This is a genomic window from Escherichia sp. E4930 (assembly GCF_005845405.1).
In the GTDB taxonomy this organism is placed as follows: domain Bacteria; phylum Pseudomonadota; class Gammaproteobacteria; order Enterobacterales; family Enterobacteriaceae; genus Escherichia.
Genome location: NZ_VCDZ01000010.1, coordinates 67,660 through 85,843, shown reverse-complemented (window position 1 = coordinate 85,843; position 18,184 = coordinate 67,660). Strand labels below are relative to the sequence as shown.

Below are 18,184 nucleotides of genomic sequence, written 5' to 3'. Positions count from 1 at the left end.
TTAAAGTGGTACGCGAGCTGGGTTTAGAACGTCGTGAGACAGTTCGGTCCCTATCTGCCGTGGGCGCTGGAGAACTGAGGGGGGCTGCTCCTAGTACGAGAGGACCGGAGTGGACGCATCACTGGTGTTCGGGTTGTCATGCCAATGGCACTGCCCGGTAGCTAAATGCGGAAGAGATAAGTGCTGAAAGCATCTAAGCACGAAACTTGCCCCGAGATGAGTTCTCCCTGACTCCTTGAGAGTCCTGAAGGAACGTTGAAGACGACGACGTTGATAGGCCGGGTGTGTAAGCGCAGCGATGCGTTGAGCTAACCGGTACTAATGAACCGTGAGGCTTAACCTTACAACGCCGAAGATGTTTTGGCGGATGAGACATCGATAAGTAAGCTTGATACAGATTAAATCGACAGGTCAGAACAGGACGTGTTGATAAAACAGAATTTGCCTGGCGGCCGTAGCGCGGTGGTCCCACCTGACCCCATGCCGAACTCAGAAGTGAAACGCCGTAGCGCCGATGGTAGTGTGGGGTCTCCCCATGCGAGAGTAGGGAACTGCCAGGCATCAAATTAAGCAGTAAGCCGGTCATAAAACCGGTGGTTGTAAAAGAATTCGGTGGAGCGGTAGTTCAGTCGGTTAGAATACCTGCCTGTCACGCAGGGGGTCGCGGGTTCGAGTCCCGTCCGTTCCGCCACCCTAATTAGGGGCGTAGTTCAATTGGTAGAGCACCGGTCTCCAAAACCGGGTGTTGGGAGTTCGAGTCTCTCCGCCCCTGCCAGAAATCATCCTTAGCGAAAGCTAAGGATTTTTTTTATCTAAAATAACCCTCTCCGAAGTAAATCCTTCCACCGGCGTCCTTGCCAGCCATTCAGATTAATACACTTCATCCAGTACGTTAATTTTCAATAGATCTCGAATCAGCGCGTGTTTGTCGCTATTTTGCAGCCATATGGCATAGAGCGGCCGTGAAAGTGTTGTACTGTCGACAACAGTATGCAAACCGCCTTTTTTGCGCGCCCAACTTACCGGTAGCCAGGTGCAGCCATTAAGCATTTCAATCTGTTGTTGTGCCAGTTCAGCAGAACTGGTTGTCAGAATGGGAACTTCATCAGCACCGATCAAACCTGTCTCATGCTGTTGAAAATCCGGCCCCCATTCCAGACGCAGATAGTTAAGATCACCCTTTAACTTAGAGGGGGCGCTGGCATAGAGCGCTAAAGTGAAATGTCCCAATAACTGGCTACTAAATTCGTCCATTTTGGGCGCTTCAGTGGTAATAAGAAGATCAAGTTGACGTTCATGTAGCTGTTTTACCAGAGACTGTCGTTGGGCAATCCGCGCTTCAAATTGCAGGCCTGTGTGGGCATCCTGATTCTGATACAAGCGCCCCAGCCACTGATTAAGCATACACTCCCACAGCGAGGCGCTGGCACCGATAGAAAACTCATTATGTCGTGAGGTATGCGCCACCTCCTTGCGGGCGGCCTGCCAGGTGCTCATTAGCGTTTCTGCATAAGGCAGAAGCTTTTCTCCGGCAGCGGTTAAACGGATATTGTTTCTGTGGCGGGTGAAAAGATTCACACCCAGTTGATTTTCCAGTTGTCTGATTCGAAAGCTCACGGCTGATTGGGTCAGATAGAGCGATTCAGCCGCTCGACCAAAGTGACGCGTTCGGCTAACTTCCAGGAAAGTTTTTAACAATTCCGTATCCACAGTGCTCTCCGCAAAATTATTTGTCGTTATGATTTAAATGTTTTGTTTTACACTCTGTCAAGCGTAACTAATACTCCGCGCCATAACTAGCTCGGTCAAAGAATTAGGAGCGTGCAGGATGGCGGAAAGCTTTACGACGACTAATCGATATTTCGACAATAAACATTATCCACGTGGATTCTCTCGTCATGGTGATTTCACCATCAAAGAGGCACAACTGCTTGAACGTCATGGTTATGCCTTCAATGAGCTGGATCTCGGCAAACGCGAGCCGGTTACCGAGGAAGAGAAACTCTTCGTAGCAGTATGCCGTGGCGAACGTGAGCCAGTGACAGAAGCAGAACGCGTGTGGTCCAAGTATATGACGCGTATTAAACGTCCAAAACGTTTTCATACCCTTTCCGGCGGTAAACCGCAGGTTGAAGGAGCTGAAGACTACACCGATTCCGACGATTAATAAAAAGGGCGAAATGCCCTTTTTTTATGTCAGCAGTTTTTGCAAATGGATGAGCAAGCGGTCAATCGCACGATAGCTAACCGCCTCCTGCAAATGCTGCCGTGTGATAATGTCAGATTGATCAATATCAGCAATGGTTCGTGCAACTTTCAGTAACCGCTGCCAGGCACGAATCGATAATCCCAGATGGATCAGCGTTTCTTCCAGCCACTGCGCATCTGCGCTCTCAAGCTTGCAGAATTGCCGTATTTCCGGACTATCCAGCCATGCGTTCAACTTATTCTGCCGCTTAAATTGGCGCTCTCTGGCGGCCATTACGCGTTGTTTAACGGTGGCGCTGCTTTCTCCCGGCACTACCGTTTTACTCAAAATGCCGGGGGGCGGTAATGGGATCTCCAGTGAGAGATCGAAGCGGTCGAGAAAGGGCCCCGAGAGTCGGTTGAGATAACGTAATGTTTGTTCTGGTGTGCAGCGGTTATGGTTTCCCTGATAATGTCCGGTAGGGCTGGGATTCATCGCCGCGACAAGCTGGAAACGGGCCGGATAGGTTATTTTGGCCCGCGTGCGTGAAAGATGGATCTGTCCAGACTCAATGGGTTCCCGCAAGGCATCCAATGTACGCCGTTCAAATTCAGGTAACTCATCAAGAAAAAGCACGCCGTTATGCGCCAGCGAAATTTCACCTGGCCCGGGAATTGCGCCACCGCCCACCATCGCAGTTAACGACGCACTGTGATGCGGTGAGCGGAACGGGCGCTGCCGCCATTGTTTTTGCACTGACTCGGCATTCACCAGGCTTAATATTGCGGCACTTTCCAGAGCTTCTTCATTACTTAAATCTGGCAATAAGCCATTAATACGGCTGGCGAGCATTGTTTTACCTGTTCCTGGTGGCCCAATCAGTAAAAGGTTGTGGCCCCCTGCGGCGGTAATTTCCAGCCCTCGCTTTCCTTGCTCCTGACCGACAACATCACTGAGATCATGTTGTAGCGCGCGGGATACTGCATCAGTTGGTTTCGGGCGTTCGAGAGCGTGCTTACCTTCCAGAAACGCACAGACAGCCTGCAGATGATCGGCTATCAGGCATCCTTCACCGTTAATTAGCCCCACTTCATCTTCGTTGTCTTTCGCGACGATAATTTTTCTGCCCGACTTAATGGCTTCAGTTGCACTGGAGATTGCGCCAGGAACGCCGCGCAGAGCGCCTGTAAGCGCCAGTTCCCCGACTAATTCATATTCATGCAACTTATTGGCTGTAAGTTGTTCAGAGGCTGCCAGCAAAGCAACAGCGATAGGTAAATCATATCGCCCTCCTTCTTTCGGCAGGTCGGCTGGTGCAAGGTTAATGGTGATTTTTTTTGCCGGATATTCATATCCGCTATTGATAATGGCGCTGCGCACGCGATCGCGTGCTTCTTTTACCGTTGTTTCTGGTAAGCCCACCATCGTTAATCCTGGTAGACCTTTACTGATATGAACCTCAACAGTGATCGGGGGAGCGTTTACTCCCAGAGCCGCACGAGTATGAACAATTGATAGTGACATAAGCCCTCCTTGAGCCACCATTATGTGCATAAGAGATCACTGCTGTAGTCTGCCAGATTGCGTTAATTAGCGGCTGATTCCCGTTTATTTATGCAACGTGATCTGAGTTGTATGAGTGATGGAATAACTCTCGCAAAAATGAGAAGTAAAAAAATTAGCCTCTGGGCGAGGACAAGAAACATACGGAAATTGAATTTTTTTCACTCGCCTTTTTTTATATAAAAAACAATGGTTTTTATCGAAATGATTGGGAATACAACAAAACGTGATTAAAAAATATCTTGTGCCATTCGCAAAATCTATGGTAACTCTTTAGGCATTCCTTCGAACAAGATGCAAGAAAAGACAAAATGACAGCCCTTCTACAAGTGATTAGCCTGGTCGTGATTAGCGTGGTGGTGATTATTATCCCACCGTGCGGGGCTGCACTTGGACGAGGAAAGGCTTAGAGATCAAGCCTTAACGAACTAAGACCCCCGCACCGAAAGGTCCGGGGGTTTTTTTTGACCTTAAAAACATAACCGAGGAGCAGACAATGAATAACAGCACAAAATTCTGTTTCTCAAGATTCAGGACGGGGAACTAACTATGAATGGCGCACAGTGGGTGGTACATGCGTTGCGGGCACAGGGTGTGAATACCGTTTTCGGTTATCCGGGTGGCGCAATTATGCCGGTTTACGATGCATTGTATGACGGCTGCGTGGAGCACTTGCTGTGCCGACATGAGCAGGGTGCGGCAATGGCGGCTATCGGCTATGCCCGTGCTACTGGCAAAACTGGCGTATGTATCGCCACGTCTGGTCCGGGCGCAACCAACCTGATAACCGGGCTTGCGGACGCACTGTTAGATTCCATCCCTGTTGTTGCCATCACCGGTCAGGTCTCAGCGCCGTTCATCGGCACCGACGCATTTCAGGAAGTGGATGTCCTGGGATTGTCGTTAGCCTGTACCAAACACAGCTTCCTGGTGCAGTCGCTGGAAGAGTTGCCGCGCATCATGGCTGAAGCATTCGAAGTTGCCAGCTCAGGTCGTCCTGGTCCGGTTCTGGTCGATATCCCAAAAGATATCCAGCTAGCCAGCGGTGACCTGGAACCCTGGTTCACCACCGTTGAAAACGAAGTGACTTTCCCACATGCCGAAGTCGAGCAAGCGCGCCAGATGCTGGCAAAAGCGCAAAAACCTATGCTGTACGTTGGCGGTGGCGTGGGCATGGCGCAGGCTGTTCCCGCTTTGCGTGAATTTCTCTCTGCCACAAAAATGCCTGGCACCTGCACGTTGAAAGGGCTGGGCGCAGTTGAAGCAGATTATCCGTACTATCTGGGCATGCTGGGAATGCACGGCACCAAAGCGGCGAACTTCGCGGTGCAGGAGTGCGATCTGCTGATCGCTGTGGGCGCACGTTTTGATGACCGGGTGACCGGGAAGCTGAACACCTTCGCACCACACGCCAGTGTTATCCATATGGATATCGACCCGGCAGAAATGAACAAGCTGCGTCAGGTGCATGTGGCATTACAGGGTGATTTAAATGCTCTGTTACCAGCATTACAGCAGCCGTTAAATATCAATGACTGGCAGCAATACTGCGCGCAGCTGCGTGATGAACATGCCTGGCGTTACGACCATCCCGGTGATGCTATCTACGCGCCGTTGTTGTTAAAACAACTGTCGGATCGTAAACCTGCGGATTGCGTTGTGACCACAGATGTGGGGCAGCACCAGATGTGGGCTGCGCAGCACATCGCCCACACTCGCCCGGAAAATTTCATCACCTCTAGCGGCTTAGGCACCATGGGTTTTGGTTTACCGGCGGCGGTTGGCGCGCAAGTCGCGCGACCGAACGATACCGTCGTCTGTATTTCCGGTGACGGCTCTTTCATGATGAATGTGCAAGAGCTGGGCACCGTAAAACGCAAGCAGTTACCGGTGAAAATCGTCTTACTCGATAACCAACGGTTAGGGATGGTTCGACAATGGCAGCAACTGTTTTTCCAGGAGCGATACAGCGAAACCACCCTTACCGATAACCCCGATTTCCTCATGTTAGCCAGCGCCTTCGGCATCCCTGGCCAACACATCACCCGTAAAGACCAGGTTGAAGCGGCACTCGACACCATGCTGAACAGTGATGGGCCATACCTGCTTCATGTCTCAATCGACGAACTTGAGAACGTCTGGCCGCTGGTGCCGCCGGGTGCCAGTAATTCAGAAATGTTGGAGAAATTATCATGATGCAACATCAGGTCAATGTATCGGCTCGCTTCAATCCGGAAACCTTAGAACGTGTTTTACGCGTGGTGCGTCATCGTGGTTTCCACGTCTGCTCAATGAATATGGCCGCCGCCAGCGATGCACAAAATATAAATATCGAATTGACCGTTGCCAGCCCACGGTCGGTCGACTTACTGTTTAGTCAGTTAAATAAACTGGTGGACGTCGCACACGTTGCCATCTGCCAGAGCACAACCACATCACAACAAATCCGCGCCTGAGCGCAAAAGGAATATAAAAATGACCACGAAGAAAGCTGATTACATTTGGTTCAATGGGGAGATGGTTCGCTGGGAAGACGCGAAGGTGCATGTGATGTCGCACGCGCTGCACTATGGCACCTCGGTTTTTGAAGGCATCCGTTGCTACGACTCGCACAAAGGACCGGTTGTATTCCGCCATCGTGAGCATATGCAGCGTCTGCATGACTCCGCCAAAATCTATCGCTTCCCGGTTTCGCAGAGCATTGATGAGCTGATGGAAGCTTGTCGTGACGTGATCCGCAAAAACAATCTCACCAGCGCCTATATCCGTCCGCTGATCTTCGTCGGTGATGTTGGCATGGGCGTAAACCCGCCTGCGGGATACTCAACCGACGTGATTATCGCTGCTTTCCCGTGGGGAGCGTATCTGGGCGCAGAAGCGCTGGAGCAGGGGATCGATGCGATGGTTTCCTCCTGGAACCGCGCAGCACCAAACACCATCCCAACCGCGGCAAAAGCCGGTGGTAACTACCTCTCTTCCCTGCTGGTGGGTAGCGAAGCGCGCCGCCACGGTTATCAGGAAGGTATCGCGTTGGATGTGAATGGTTACATCTCTGAAGGCGCAGGCGAAAACCTGTTTGAAGTGAAAGACGGTGTGCTGTTCACCCCACCGTTCACCTCATCCGCACTGCCGGGGATTACCCGTGATGCCATCATCAAACTGGCGAAAGAGCTGGGAATTGAAGTGCGTGAGCAGGTGCTGTCGCGCGAATCCCTGTACCTGGCGGATGAAGTGTTTATGTCCGGTACGGCGGCAGAAATCACGCCAGTGCGCAGCGTAGACGGTATTCAGGTTGGCGAAGGCCGTTGTGGCCCGGTCACCAAACGCATCCAGCAAGCCTTCTTCGGCCTCTTCACCGGCGAAACCGAAGATAAATGGGGCTGGTTAGATCAAGTTAATCAATAAATACAAAAAATGGGACGGCACGCACCGTCCCATTTACGAGACAGACACTGGGAGTAAATAAAGTATGCCTAAGTACCGTTCCGCCACCACCACTCATGGTCGTAATATGGCGGGTGCTCGTGCGCTGTGGCGCGCCACCGGAATGACCGACGCCGATTTCGGTAAGCCGATTATCGCGGTTGTGAACTCGTTCACCCAATTTGTACCGGGTCACGTCCATCTGCGCGATCTCGGTAAACTGGTCGCCGAACAAATTGAAGCGGCTGGCGGCGTTGCCAAAGAGTTCAACACCATTGCGGTAGATGATGGGATTGCCATGGGCCACGGGGGGATGCTTTATTCACTGCCATCTCGCGAACTGATCGCTGATTCCGTTGAGTATATGGTCAACGCCCACTGCGCCGACGCCATGGTCTGCATCTCTAACTGCGACAAAATCACCCCGGGGATGCTGATGGCTTCCCTGCGATTAAACATTCCGGTGATCTTCGTTTCCGGCGGCCCGATGGAGGCCGGGAAAACCAAACTGTCCGATCAGATCATCAAGCTCGATCTGGTTGATGCGATGATCCAGGGCGCAGACCCGAAAGTCTCTGACGCCCAGAGCGATCAGGTTGAACGTTCCGCCTGCCCAACCTGCGGTTCCTGCTCCGGGATGTTCACCGCTAACTCGATGAACTGCCTGACCGAAGCGCTGGGCCTGTCGCAGCCGGGCAACGGCTCGCTGTTGGCAACCCACGCCGATCGCAAGCAGCTGTTCCTCAATGCCGGTAAACGCATTGTTGAACTGACCAAACGCTATTATGAGCAGGATGATGAAAGCGCGCTGCCGCGCAATATTGCCAGCAAATCGGCATTTGAAAACGCCATGACGCTGGATATTGCGATGGGCGGCTCTACCAACACCGTTCTTCACCTGCTGGCGGCGGCGCAGGAAGCGGAAATCGACTTCACTATGAGTGATATCGATAAGCTTTCTCGCAAGGTTCCGCAGCTGTGTAAAGTTGCGCCGAGCACCCAGAAATACCATATGGAAGATGTTCACCGTGCTGGTGGTGTTATCGGTATTCTCGGCGAGCTGGATCGTGCGGGGTTACTGAACCGTGATGTGAAAAACGTGCTCGGCCTGACGTTGCCGCAAACGCTGGAACAATACGACGTTATGCTGACCCAGGATGACGCGGTAAAAAATATGTTCCGTGCAGGCCCGGCGGGCATTCGTACCACCCAGGCATTCTCGCAGGATTGCCGCTGGGATACGCTGGACGACGATCGCGCCAATGGCTGTATCCGCTCGCTGGAACACGCCTACAGCAAAGACGGCGGCCTGGCGGTACTCTACGGTAACTTTGCGGAAAATGGCTGCATCGTTAAAACGGCGGGCGTCGATGACAGCATCCTCAAATTCACCGGCCCGGCGAAAGTGTACGAAAGCCAGGACGACGCGGTAGAAGCGATTCTTGGCGGTAAAGTTGTCGCCGGAGATGTGGTGGTGATCCGCTATGAAGGCCCGAAAGGCGGTCCGGGGATGCAGGAAATGCTCTACCCAACCAGCTTCCTGAAATCAATGGGGCTCGGTAAAGCCTGTGCGCTGATCACCGACGGTCGTTTCTCTGGCGGCACCTCTGGCCTTTCTATCGGCCACGTCTCGCCGGAAGCGGCAAGCGGTGGCAGCATTGGCCTGATTGAAGACGGCGATCTTATCGCTATCGACATTCCGAACCGTGGCATTCAGTTACAGGTAAGCGATGCCGAACTGGCGGCGCGTCGTGAAGCGCAGGAAGCCCGTGGCGACAAAGCCTGGACGCCGAAAAACCGTGAACGCCAGGTTTCCTTTGCCCTGCGCGCTTATGCCAGCCTGGCAACCAGCGCCGACAAAGGCGCGGTGCGCGATAAATCGAAACTGGGGGGTTAATAATGGCTGACTCACAACCCCTCTCCGGCGCCCCGGAAGGTGCCGAATATTTAAGAGCGGTGCTACGCGCACCGGTCTACGAGGCGGCGCAGGTCACGCCGCTACAAAAAATGGAAAAGCTCTCGTCGCGTCTTGATAACGTCATTCTAGTGAAGCGCGAAGATCGCCAGCCAGTGCACAGCTTTAAGCTGCGCGGCGCATACGCCATGATGGCGGGCCTGACGGAAGAACAGAAAGCGCATGGCGTGATCACCGCTTCTGCGGGTAACCACGCACAGGGTGTGGCGTTTTCTTCCGCACGGTTAGGCGTGAAGGCGCTGATTGTCATGCCAACCGCCACCGCCGACATCAAAGTTGATGCGGTACGCGGCTTCGGCGGCGAAGTGCTGCTTCATGGCGCGAACTTTGACGAAGCGAAAGCTAAAGCGATCGAACTGTCACAGCAGCAGGGCTTCACCTGGGTACCACCGTTCGACCATCCGATGGTGATCGCCGGGCAAGGCACGCTGGCGCTGGAACTGCTCCAGCAGGATGCCCATCTTGATCGCGTATTTGTGCCAGTCGGCGGCGGCGGCCTGGCGGCGGGCGTGGCGGTGCTGATTAAACAGCTGATGCCGCAAATCAAAGTGATCGCCGTGGAAGCGGAAGACTCCGCCTGCCTGAAAGCGGCGCTGGATGCGGGTCATCCGGTTGATCTGCCACGCGTGGGGCTGTTCGCTGAAGGCGTTGCGGTAAAACGCATTGGCGATGAAACTTTCCGTTTGTGCCGGGAGTATCTCGACGACATCATCACCGTTGATAGCGATGCTATCTGTGCGGCGATGAAAGACCTGTTCGAAGATGTGCGCGCGGTGGCGGAGCCTTCCGGCGCGCTGGCGCTGGCGGGAATGAAAAAATATATCGCCCAGCACAACATTCGCGGCGAACGACTGGCGCATGTGCTTTCGGGGGCGAACGTCAATTTCCACGGCCTGCGCTACGTCTCGGAACGCTGCGAACTGGGCGAACAGCGTGAAGCGTTGCTGGCGGTGACCATCCCGGAAGAAAAAGGCAGCTTCCTCAAATTTTGCCAGCTGCTTGGCGGGCGTTCGGTCACAGAGTTCAACTACCGTTTTGCTGATGCCAAAAACGCCTGCATCTTTGTCGGCGTGCGCCTGAGCCACGGCCTCGAAGAGCGCAAAGAAATTTTGCAGATGCTCAACGATGGCGGCTACAGCGTGGTTGATCTCTCCGACGACGAAATGGCGAAGCTGCATGTGCGCTATATGGTCGGCGGGCGTCCATCGCATCCGTTGCAGGAACGCCTCTACAGCTTCGAATTCCCGGAATCACCGGGCGCGCTGCTGCGCTTCCTCAACACGCTGGGTACGCACTGGAACATTTCTTTGTTCCACTATCGCAGCCATGGCACCGACTACGGGCGCGTACTGGCGGCGTTCGAACTTGGCGACCATGAACCGGATTTCGAAACCCGGCTAAATGAGCTGGGCTACGATTGCCACGACGAAACCAATAACCCGGCGTTCAGGTTCTTTTTGGCGGGTTAACTCAGCGTTTCGGTTTTCAGGCCCACAAAGTAAAGTGGGCCTAATATCCAGATATGATCTTCCCTCAGTTATTGGGCTTTTCTGCCAGTCTGAAGCATCCACTCATTCAATTTTGCGAGACGTTTTCCAGAAGGCGCTCAATCTGCTTGTGGTGAAACTCGGCTCACCATATCGTTAGCATCGCCATTTTGGTTATTTGTGCACCGCTATCACTTGCGCCTGTTAAAAGTAATGTATAAAATTTTATACACAAGGATGTTATGTTACTCACCCGAGCTCTCCCCAATGAAAAAGAAATTCGATGGGTGGGATCTTCTCTGGAGGATCTCCTGGCTTTTCCCATAACGGTACGTAAAGCAGTTGGTTATCAGCTTCACAAAATTCAGTATGGAATTGAACCTGATGACTGGAAACCGTTTTCAGAAATTGGGGCTGGGGTAAATGAAATTCGTATTCGTGACAACAATGGCATCTATCGCGTTATGTATGTTGCGAAGTTCGTAGAAGCGCTCTACGTTTTGCATAGTTTCCAGAAACAGACGCAACAAACCAGTCAGCACGATAAAAACATCGCCAGAACGCGTTATAACCGGGTGGTGCAACAACGGAGAAACAGCCAGTGATTGCCAAAACTGATAGTGATATTCGCCATGTGACGCCATCTGGCGGTAATGTTTTTGCTGATTTGGGGTTTGATAAGCAGGAAGCAGAAAAGCTTTACGCTGATTCCCTGAGTGAAATCGAAAATACATTAGCCATCAAAGAACAGCTCATGGAAGAAATTACCCTCTGGATTACGCAAAACCAGATGAAGCAAGCCGAGGTGGCAACCGTTTTGCATATATCCCGACCGCGCGTTTCGGATGTCGTCAACAAGAAATGCAGCAAATTCACCATCGATGCTTTGGTGAATATGCTAAGTCGTATTGGGAAGCCCGTTCGGGTAATGGTGGGGCCGTAAAACTAATTCGGCAAAATCTTCCAGAACGCTTCAATCAGTGGCTCATGCAGCCGCTTTTTTTGTGCACAAACGCCCAGCTCAAACGGCGTTTTCTCATCGCTACGCTCTAAAATCATTACACGGTTACGCACCGGTTCGGGGCTGTTTTCCAGCACCACTTCTGGCAACAAGGCCACGCCGCAACCGAGCGCCACCATCGATACCATCGCTTCATGCCCGCCAACCGTGGCGTAAATCATCGGGTTGCTGATTTTATTGCGTCGAAACCACAGTTCAATGCGGCGGCGTACCGGTCCCTGATCGGCCATGATAAACGGTACCGTTGACCAGTCTGGCTTCTCTACCGAAACCTGATTACGCACCGGGCACGGTAGGGCAGGCGCGATCAGCACCACCGTCAGATTCTCCAGCATCGAAAACGCCACCGCGCCTGGTAGCGTCTCCGGCTTCCCGGCAATCGCCAGATCCGCTTCTCCCGTGACCACCTTTTCCATCGCATCTGCCGCATCACCGGTAGTGAGTTTGATCTCCACCGACGGGTGTTCCGCGCGGAAGCGATCCAGAATCGGCGGCAGATGGCTGTAGGCAGCGGTGACCGAGCAGAAGATATGCAGCTCGCCGGAGAGTGACGGACCTTGCTGATCGATGGTGTGGCGCAATTGCTGATACTGCAACAGTGTTTGCTGGGCGAAAACGCGCAGCTCTTCGCCCGCTTCCGTCAGCGTTACCGTGCGGTTATCGCGCACAAACAGCGGCTGACCGAGATCTTCTTCCAGGCGCTGAATCTGCCGTGAGAGCGTGGATGGGCTAACGTGCATCGCCCGCGCGCTGCGGCCAAAATGGCGGCTTTCCGCCAGATGCAGGAAGGTTTTCAGATCGCGTAAATCCAATGGCGCAGCCCTCAATGTTGACGTTGCAGAAATTGCAATGTGACGTTGTGAATATATCAATTTCCGCAATAAATTTCCTGTCATATAGTGAATTCAATCTCGCAAACGCGAACCGAACAATAAGAAGCACAACATCACGAGGAATCACCATGGCTAACTACTTCAATACACTGAACCTGCGCCAGCAGCTGGCACAGCTGGGCAAATGTCGCTTTATGGGGCGCGACGAATTCGCCGACGGCGCGAGCTACCTTCAGGGTAAAAAAGTGGTCATCGTCGGCTGCGGCGCACAGGGTCTGAACCAGGGCCTGAACATGCGTGATTCTGGTCTCGATATCTCCTACGCTCTGCGTAAAGAAGCGATTGCCGAGAAGCGCGCATCCTGGCGTAAAGCGACCGAAAACGGTTTTAAAGTTGGTACTTACGAAGAACTGATCCCGCAGGCGGATCTGGTGGTTAACCTGACGCCGGACAAGCAGCACTCTGATGTAGTGCGCACCGTACAGCCCCTGATGAAAGACGGCGCGGCGCTGGGTTACTCGCACGGTTTCAACATCGTCGAAGTGGGCGAGCAGATCCGTAAAGATATCACCGTAGTAATGGTTGCGCCGAAATGCCCTGGCACCGAAGTGCGTGAAGAGTACAAACGTGGATTCGGCGTACCGACGCTGATTGCCGTTCATCCGGAAAACGATCCGAAAGGCGAAGGCATGGCGATCGCTAAAGCATGGGCGGCAGCAACCGGTGGTCACCGGGCGGGCGTGCTGGAATCGTCCTTCGTTGCGGAAGTGAAATCTGACCTGATGGGCGAGCAAACCATTCTGTGCGGTATGTTGCAGGCTGGCTCGCTGCTGTGCTTCGACAAGCTGGTGGAAGAAGGCACCGACCCGGCATACGCAGAAAAACTGATTCAGTTCGGCTGGGAAACCATCACCGAAGCGCTGAAACAGGGCGGCATCACGCTGATGATGGACCGTCTCTCTAACCCGGCGAAACTGCGTGCTTACGCGCTCTCTGAACAGCTGAAAGAGATCATGGCACCGCTGTTCCAGAAACATATGGACGACATCATCTCTGGCGAATTCTCCTCCGGCATGATGGCGGACTGGGCCAACGACGATAAGAAACTGCTGACCTGGCGTGAAGAGACCGGCAAAACCGCGTTTGAAACCGCGCCGCAGTATGAAGGCAAAATCGGCGAGCAGGAGTACTTCGATAAAGGCGTACTGATGATCGCAATGGTGAAAGCGGGCGTTGAACTGGCGTTCGAAACCATGGTTGATTCCGGCATCATTGAAGAGTCTGCTTACTATGAATCACTGCACGAACTGCCGCTGATTGCCAACACCATCGCCCGTAAGCGTCTGTACGAAATGAACGTGGTTATCTCTGATACCGCCGAGTACGGTAACTATCTGTTCTCTTACGCCTGTGTGCCGCTGCTGAAACCGTTTATGGCAGAGCTGCAACCGGGCGATTTGGGTAAAGCTATTCCGGAAGGCGCGGTAGATAACGCGCAGCTGCGTGATGTGAATGAAGCCATTCGCTGTCATGCGATTGAGCAGGTTGGTAAGAAACTGCGCGGCTATATGACGGATATGAAACGTATTGCTGTTGCGGGATAATAGCGATTCAGAGTTCAAGGCCTTCTCCCGGAGAAGGCCTTGCTATTAGTTACGGTACAGCACCTTAATGATGTGGTAACCGAACTGGGTGTGCAGCGGGCCGGTTGGCTCCAGTACCGGACAAGAGAACACCACTTTATCGAACGCCGGAACCATCTGACCCTGGCGGAATTCACCTAAATCACCGCCGCGTTTGCCTGACGGGCAAATGGAGTGTTTCTTCGCCAGCTTGCCGAAATCGGCACCGTTCTTAATCTGCTCGAGAAGATCCAGAGCCAGTTTCTCTTCTTTTACAAGGATATGCAGTGCTGCTGCTGTTTTTGCCATGATCGTGCCTTGAGTGGTAAGGATGAGGCTGGCTATACTACCACGCTGTTATTTTCCCCTCCCGACTTTCATTGAGCGATTTTCCTATGCGTCTAAACCCCGGCCAACAACAAGCTGTCGAATTCGTTACCGGCCCTTGCCTGGTGCTGGCGGGCGCGGGTTCCGGTAAAACTCGTGTTATCACCAATAAAATCGCCCATCTGATCCGCGGTTGCGGTTATCAGGCGCGACATATCGCGGCGGTGACCTTTACCAATAAGGCGGCGCGCGAGATGAAAGAGCGTGTCGGGCAGACGCTGGGGCGTAAAGAGGCGCGCGGGCTGATGATCTCCACCTTCCACACGCTGGGGCTGGATATCATCAAACGCGAGTATGCAGCATTGGGGATGAAGGCGAACTTCTCGTTGTTTGACGATACCGATCAGCTTGCTTTGCTTAAAGAGTTGACCGAAGGGCTGATCGAAGATGACAAAGTTCTCTTGCAACAGCTAATTTCGACCATCTCCAACTGGAAGAACGATCTCAAAACACCGGCGCAGGCGGCGGCAGAGGCAAAGGGCGAGCGGGATCGAATTTTTGCCCATTGTTATGGACTGTATGATGCGCACCTGAAAGCGTGCAATGTTCTCGACTTCGACGATCTGATTTTATTGCCGACGCTACTTCTGCAACGCAATGAAGAAGTACGTGAGCGCTGGCAGAACAAAATTCGCTACCTGCTGGTGGATGAGTATCAGGACACCAACACCAGCCAGTATGAACTGGTGAAACTGCTGGTGGGCAGCCGCGCGCGCTTTACCGTGGTGGGTGATGATGACCAGTCGATCTACTCCTGGCGCGGCGCACGTCCGCAAAACCTGGTGCTGTTAAGCCAGGATTTTCCGGCGTTGAAGGTGATTAAACTCGAGCAGAACTACCGCTCTTCCGGGCGTATTCTGAAAGCGGCGAATATTCTGATCGCCAATAACCCGCACGTCTTTGAAAAGCGTCTGTTCTCCGAACTGGGCTACGGCGCGGAGCTAAAAGTATTAAGCGCGAATAACGAAGAACATGAAGCCGAGCGCGTCACCGGTGAACTGATTGCGCATCACTTCGTCAATAAAACGCAGTACAAAGATTACGCCATTCTCTATCGCGGCAACCATCAGTCGCGGGTGTTTGAAAAATTCCTGATGCAAAACCGCATCCCGTACAAAATATCTGGTGGTACGTCGTTTTTCTCTCGTCCTGAAATCAAGGACTTGCTGGCTTATCTGCGCGTGCTGACTAACCCGGACGATGACAGCGCATTTCTGCGTATCGTCAACACGCCGAAGCGAGAGATTGGCCCGGCGACGCTGAAAAAGCTGGGTGAGTGGGCGATGACGCGCAATAAAAGCATGTTTACCGCCAGCTTTGATATGGGCCTGAGTCAGACGCTTAGCGGACGTGGTTATGAAGCATTGACCCGCTTCACTCACTGGTTGGCAGAAATCCAGCGTCTGGCGGAGCGGGAGCCGATTGCCGCGGTGCGTGATCTGATCCACGGCATGGATTATGAATCCTGGCTGTACGAAACATCGCCCAGCCCGAAAGCCGCCGAAATGCGCATGAAGAACGTTAACCAGTTATTTAGCTGGATGACGGAGATGCTGGAAGGCAGCGAACTGGATGAGCCGATGACGTTAACCCAGGTGGTGACGCGCTTTACTCTGCGCGACATGATGGAGCGGGGGGAAAGCGAGGAAGAGCTGGATCAGGTGCAACTGATGACTCTGCACGCGTCGAAAGGGCTGGAGTTTCCCTATGTCTACATGGTCGGTATGGAAGAAGGATTTTTGCCGCACCAGAGCAGCATCGATGAAGACAATATCGATGAGGAGCGGCGGCTGGCCTATGTCGGCATCACCCGCGCCCAGAAGGAATTGACCTTTACGCTGTGTAAAGAACGCCGTCAGTACGGCGAACTGGTGCGCCCGGAGCCGAGCCGATTCTTACTGGAGCTGCCGCAGGATGATCTGATTTGGGAACAGGAGCGTAAAGTGGTCAGCGCCGAAGAACGGATGCAGAAAGGGCAAAGCCATCTGGCGAATCTGAAAGCGATGATGGCGGCAAAACGAGGGAAATAATCACTCCCTGGGGAAGCCGGAAAAGATGCGTCAGTATCGCATCCAGCACCTTGCACGTTAATGCACTTCCAGCGGCCAGTGGACATAGCTCTGCCACTGGCTTTCCTGATCGATAACCTCTGTACCCAGCGGATGCTGGGTCAGCCAACCTTGTGGCAGCGTTAAGGTCAACTGCTCATGATCGGCCTGTAATTTAATATCTGGTACTAAATCATCACGACGACGGCTGGCAAAAATGATGGCGAGGCGCAGTAAACGACAGAGTTGTTCTGCGACGCGCGGCGGTACGGCATTTTGCTGATGCAGCGATGAGAGATCGACCGGATTCGTCTGGTTGAGTAATAACGTCGCCAGCAGCTTTTTCTGCGCGGGGGTAAAACCAGGAAGATCCAGGTTACGCACCAGATAAGCGGCATGTTGCGGCGCTTGTTTGAAGTCAACGCTAAGGCCAATTTCATGAAGCTGACAGGCGCTGATCAGTAAATCGCGGCTAATCGCTTCAAGATGCCAGGTATTTTCGACCTGATCGAACAAGTTAGCGGCAAGTTTAGCCACACGCTGTGCTTGATCGGTATCAATCATAAAGCGACGTTGAATATTACGCAGTGTTCGGCTGCGAATATCCTGCTCGACCGCCAGATGTAACATGCCGTAAACCAGGCCTTCACGCAGTGCGCCGCCGGCCAGCGTCATACACTGGATATTCAGCTCGGTAAAAATGGCTATCAGGATCGCCAGACCACTTGGGAATACTAACGCGCGTTCCAGCGTCAGCCCTTCGATTTCCAGCTCTTCCAGCCTGCCACAGTGAATAGCGCGCTGTTTCAGTTGCTGCAATTTCGCCAGGGTAATGCGTTCATCCATACCCTGCGCCATCATGATTTCCTGCAAAGCCTGCACGGTGCCGGAAGCACCAACGCACACCTTCCAGCCGTGATAGCGCAATTCATCGGCAACTGGACGTAGCACTTCGCGCGCGGCTTGTTCGGCTGCGACAAAGTTTTCTTGCCCCAGATTACGATCGGCAAAATAGCGCTCAAGCCAGGTAACGCAGCCCATAGACAGGCTGAACAAGGACGTCGTTTGTGCGCCGGTGCCGGTTACCAGTTCAGTACTGGCGCCGCCGATATCTACCACCAGGCGCTGATCTGCACCGCCAGTGGTGTGAGCAACGCCCTGATAAATCAGGCGTGCTTCCTCTTCACCGCTAATGACCTGTACCGGACAGCCAAGGATTTCCTGCGCTTTTGCGATGAAATCACCAGCATTGACGGCAAGACGTAACGTCGCCGTGGCGACAACGCGAATTTGCGAGGGAGGGATATCTTGCAAACGTTCAGCAAACAGACGCAGGCATTGCCAGCCGCGCTCCATTGCTTCATTAGAAAGGGCATTTTCGCTGTTCAGGCCAGCAGCCAGACGCACTTTGCGTTTAATTCGCGTCAGCGTCTGGATACTGCCAGCCACCTCGCGCACAACCAGCATATGAAAACTATTCGAACCGAGATCAATAGCGGCATAAAGCGACGAGGTGGAACCCATACTCTTCATCCTTCAATCTGTCTCTGCGTTGGCTGCGTTCTTTCACCCGAATCACTTACTACAGTAAGCTCGTCGGGATTCATTCTCTTGCCATCTTGATACAGTTTGAATGA

17 protein-coding genes, 2 tRNA genes and 2 rRNA genes are annotated in these 18,184 nt (G+C 53.1%); 16 read left to right on the top strand and 5 right to left on the bottom strand.

Annotated features, from left to right (window positions below; genetic code table 11):
* The 4 genes from FFT88_RS14355 to FFT88_RS14340 form a co-directional block, all read left to right on the top strand.
* Positions 1-343: ribosomal RNA gene (locus FFT88_RS14355) — 23S ribosomal RNA — on the top strand; the annotation flags it as partial.
* A 101-nt stretch (positions 344-444) separates the two neighbouring features.
* Positions 445-560 (top strand): 5S ribosomal RNA (gene rrf / locus FFT88_RS14350).
* 54 nt (positions 561-614) lie between these two features.
* Positions 615-691: transfer RNA gene (locus tag FFT88_RS14345), tRNA-Asp, on the top strand.
* Positions 692-699: 8 nt separating this feature from the next.
* Positions 700-775: transfer RNA gene (locus tag FFT88_RS14340), tRNA-Trp, on the top strand.
* Between the two features lie 95 nt (positions 776-870).
* Here FFT88_RS14340 and hdfR read toward each other — a convergent pair.
* Positions 871-1,710 (bottom strand): HTH-type transcriptional regulator HdfR, encoded by an 840-nt coding sequence (hdfR, locus tag FFT88_RS14335; protein WP_130209370.1) that lies wholly within the window; start codon positions 1,708-1,710, stop codon positions 871-873.
* 118 nt (positions 1,711-1,828) lie between these two features.
* On the opposite strand from hdfR, the gene maoP reads away from it, so the two are divergent.
* Complete coding sequence (gene maoP / locus FFT88_RS14330) at positions 1,829-2,167, top strand: macrodomain Ori organization protein MaoP (protein WP_000841001.1); 339 nt, start codon at positions 1,829-1,831, stop codon at positions 2,165-2,167.
* A gap of 24 nt (positions 2,168-2,191) precedes the next feature.
* On the opposite strand, the gene FFT88_RS14325 is transcribed toward maoP, so the two are convergent.
* Positions 2,192-3,712 (bottom strand): YifB family Mg chelatase-like AAA ATPase, encoded by a 1,521-nt coding sequence (locus FFT88_RS14325; RefSeq protein WP_135403533.1) that lies wholly within the window; start codon positions 3,710-3,712, stop codon positions 2,192-2,194.
* A gap of 350 nt (positions 3,713-4,062) precedes the next feature.
* Between FFT88_RS14325 and ilvL the strand changes: the two genes are divergently transcribed.
* From ilvL to FFT88_RS14280, 9 genes are all read left to right on the top strand, one after another.
* Positions 4,063-4,161 (top strand): ilv operon leader peptide, encoded by a 99-nt coding sequence (gene ilvL, locus FFT88_RS14320; protein WP_024149608.1) that lies wholly within the window; start codon positions 4,063-4,065, stop codon positions 4,159-4,161.
* An 86-nt stretch (positions 4,162-4,247) separates the two neighbouring features.
* Positions 4,248-4,298, top strand: coding sequence for a peptide IlvX (ilvX, locus tag FFT88_RS14315; RefSeq protein ID WP_001387183.1), 51 nt, complete (start codon positions 4,248-4,250; stop codon positions 4,296-4,298).
* Between the two features lie 2 nt (positions 4,299-4,300).
* The gene (gene ilvG / locus FFT88_RS14310; RefSeq protein ID WP_135403532.1) at positions 4,301-5,947 is read left to right on the top strand and encodes an acetolactate synthase 2 catalytic subunit; all 1,647 of its coding nucleotides are present in this window, start codon (positions 4,301-4,303) and stop codon (positions 5,945-5,947) included.
* Positions 5,944-6,207, top strand: coding sequence for an acetolactate synthase 2 small subunit (gene ilvM / locus FFT88_RS14305; protein ID WP_000983255.1), 264 nt, complete (start codon positions 5,944-5,946; stop codon positions 6,205-6,207). The genes ilvG and ilvM overlap by 4 nt, the downstream gene beginning before the upstream one ends.
* 19 nt (positions 6,208-6,226) lie before the next feature.
* Entirely contained in the window at positions 6,227-7,156 is a 930-nt protein-coding gene (gene ilvE, locus FFT88_RS14300) for a branched-chain-amino-acid transaminase (protein ID WP_000208520.1), read from the top strand.
* 64 nt (positions 7,157-7,220) lie between these two features.
* Complete coding sequence (gene ilvD / locus FFT88_RS14295) at positions 7,221-9,071, top strand: dihydroxy-acid dehydratase (protein ID WP_135403531.1); 1,851 nt, start codon at positions 7,221-7,223, stop codon at positions 9,069-9,071.
* A 2-nt stretch (positions 9,072-9,073) separates the two neighbouring features.
* On the top strand, positions 9,074-10,618 hold the full coding sequence (ilvA, locus tag FFT88_RS14290) for a threonine ammonia-lyase, biosynthetic (protein WP_135403530.1): 1,545 nt from the start codon (positions 9,074-9,076) through the stop codon (positions 10,616-10,618).
* A 305-nt stretch (positions 10,619-10,923) separates the two neighbouring features.
* Positions 10,924-11,241 carry a type II toxin-antitoxin system RelE/ParE family toxin gene (locus FFT88_RS14285; protein WP_165383549.1) on the top strand — a complete coding sequence of 106 codons (318 nt, stop codon included), beginning with the start codon at positions 10,924-10,926 and terminating at the stop codon, positions 11,239-11,241.
* Complete coding sequence (locus tag FFT88_RS14280; RefSeq protein ID WP_135403529.1) at positions 11,238-11,579, top strand: helix-turn-helix domain-containing protein; 342 nt, start codon at positions 11,238-11,240, stop codon at positions 11,577-11,579. Before FFT88_RS14285 ends, FFT88_RS14280 begins: the two co-directional genes overlap by 4 nt.
* 2 nt (positions 11,580-11,581) lie before the next feature.
* Here the strand turns inward: FFT88_RS14280 and ilvY are convergent, their stop codons facing one another.
* Positions 11,582-12,469, bottom strand: a complete 888-nt coding sequence (gene ilvY, locus FFT88_RS14275) for an HTH-type transcriptional activator IlvY (RefSeq protein ID WP_135403528.1) — start codon at positions 12,467-12,469, stop codon at positions 11,582-11,584.
* Positions 12,470-12,618: 149 nt separating this feature from the next.
* On the opposite strand from ilvY, the gene ilvC reads away from it, so the two are divergent.
* A complete protein-coding gene (ilvC, locus tag FFT88_RS14270) occupies positions 12,619-14,094 on the top strand; it encodes a ketol-acid reductoisomerase (RefSeq protein WP_001295253.1) in 1,476 nt (491 codons plus the stop codon).
* A gap of 45 nt (positions 14,095-14,139) precedes the next feature.
* On the opposite strand, the gene ppiC is transcribed toward ilvC, so the two are convergent.
* Positions 14,140-14,421 (bottom strand): peptidylprolyl isomerase PpiC, encoded by a 282-nt coding sequence (gene ppiC / locus FFT88_RS14265; protein ID WP_001140251.1) that lies wholly within the window; start codon positions 14,419-14,421, stop codon positions 14,140-14,142.
* An 86-nt stretch (positions 14,422-14,507) separates the two neighbouring features.
* Between ppiC and rep the strand changes: the two genes are divergently transcribed.
* Positions 14,508-16,529 (top strand): DNA helicase Rep, encoded by a 2,022-nt coding sequence (rep, locus tag FFT88_RS14260; protein WP_001238867.1) that lies wholly within the window; start codon positions 14,508-14,510, stop codon positions 16,527-16,529.
* 57 nt (positions 16,530-16,586) lie between these two features.
* Here rep and gppA read toward each other — a convergent pair whose 3' ends face one another.
* Positions 16,587-18,071, bottom strand: a complete 1,485-nt coding sequence (gene gppA, locus FFT88_RS14255; RefSeq protein ID WP_130223411.1) for a guanosine-5'-triphosphate,3'-diphosphate diphosphatase — start codon at positions 18,069-18,071, stop codon at positions 16,587-16,589.
* Between the last annotated feature and the right edge of the window lie 113 nt (positions 18,072-18,184).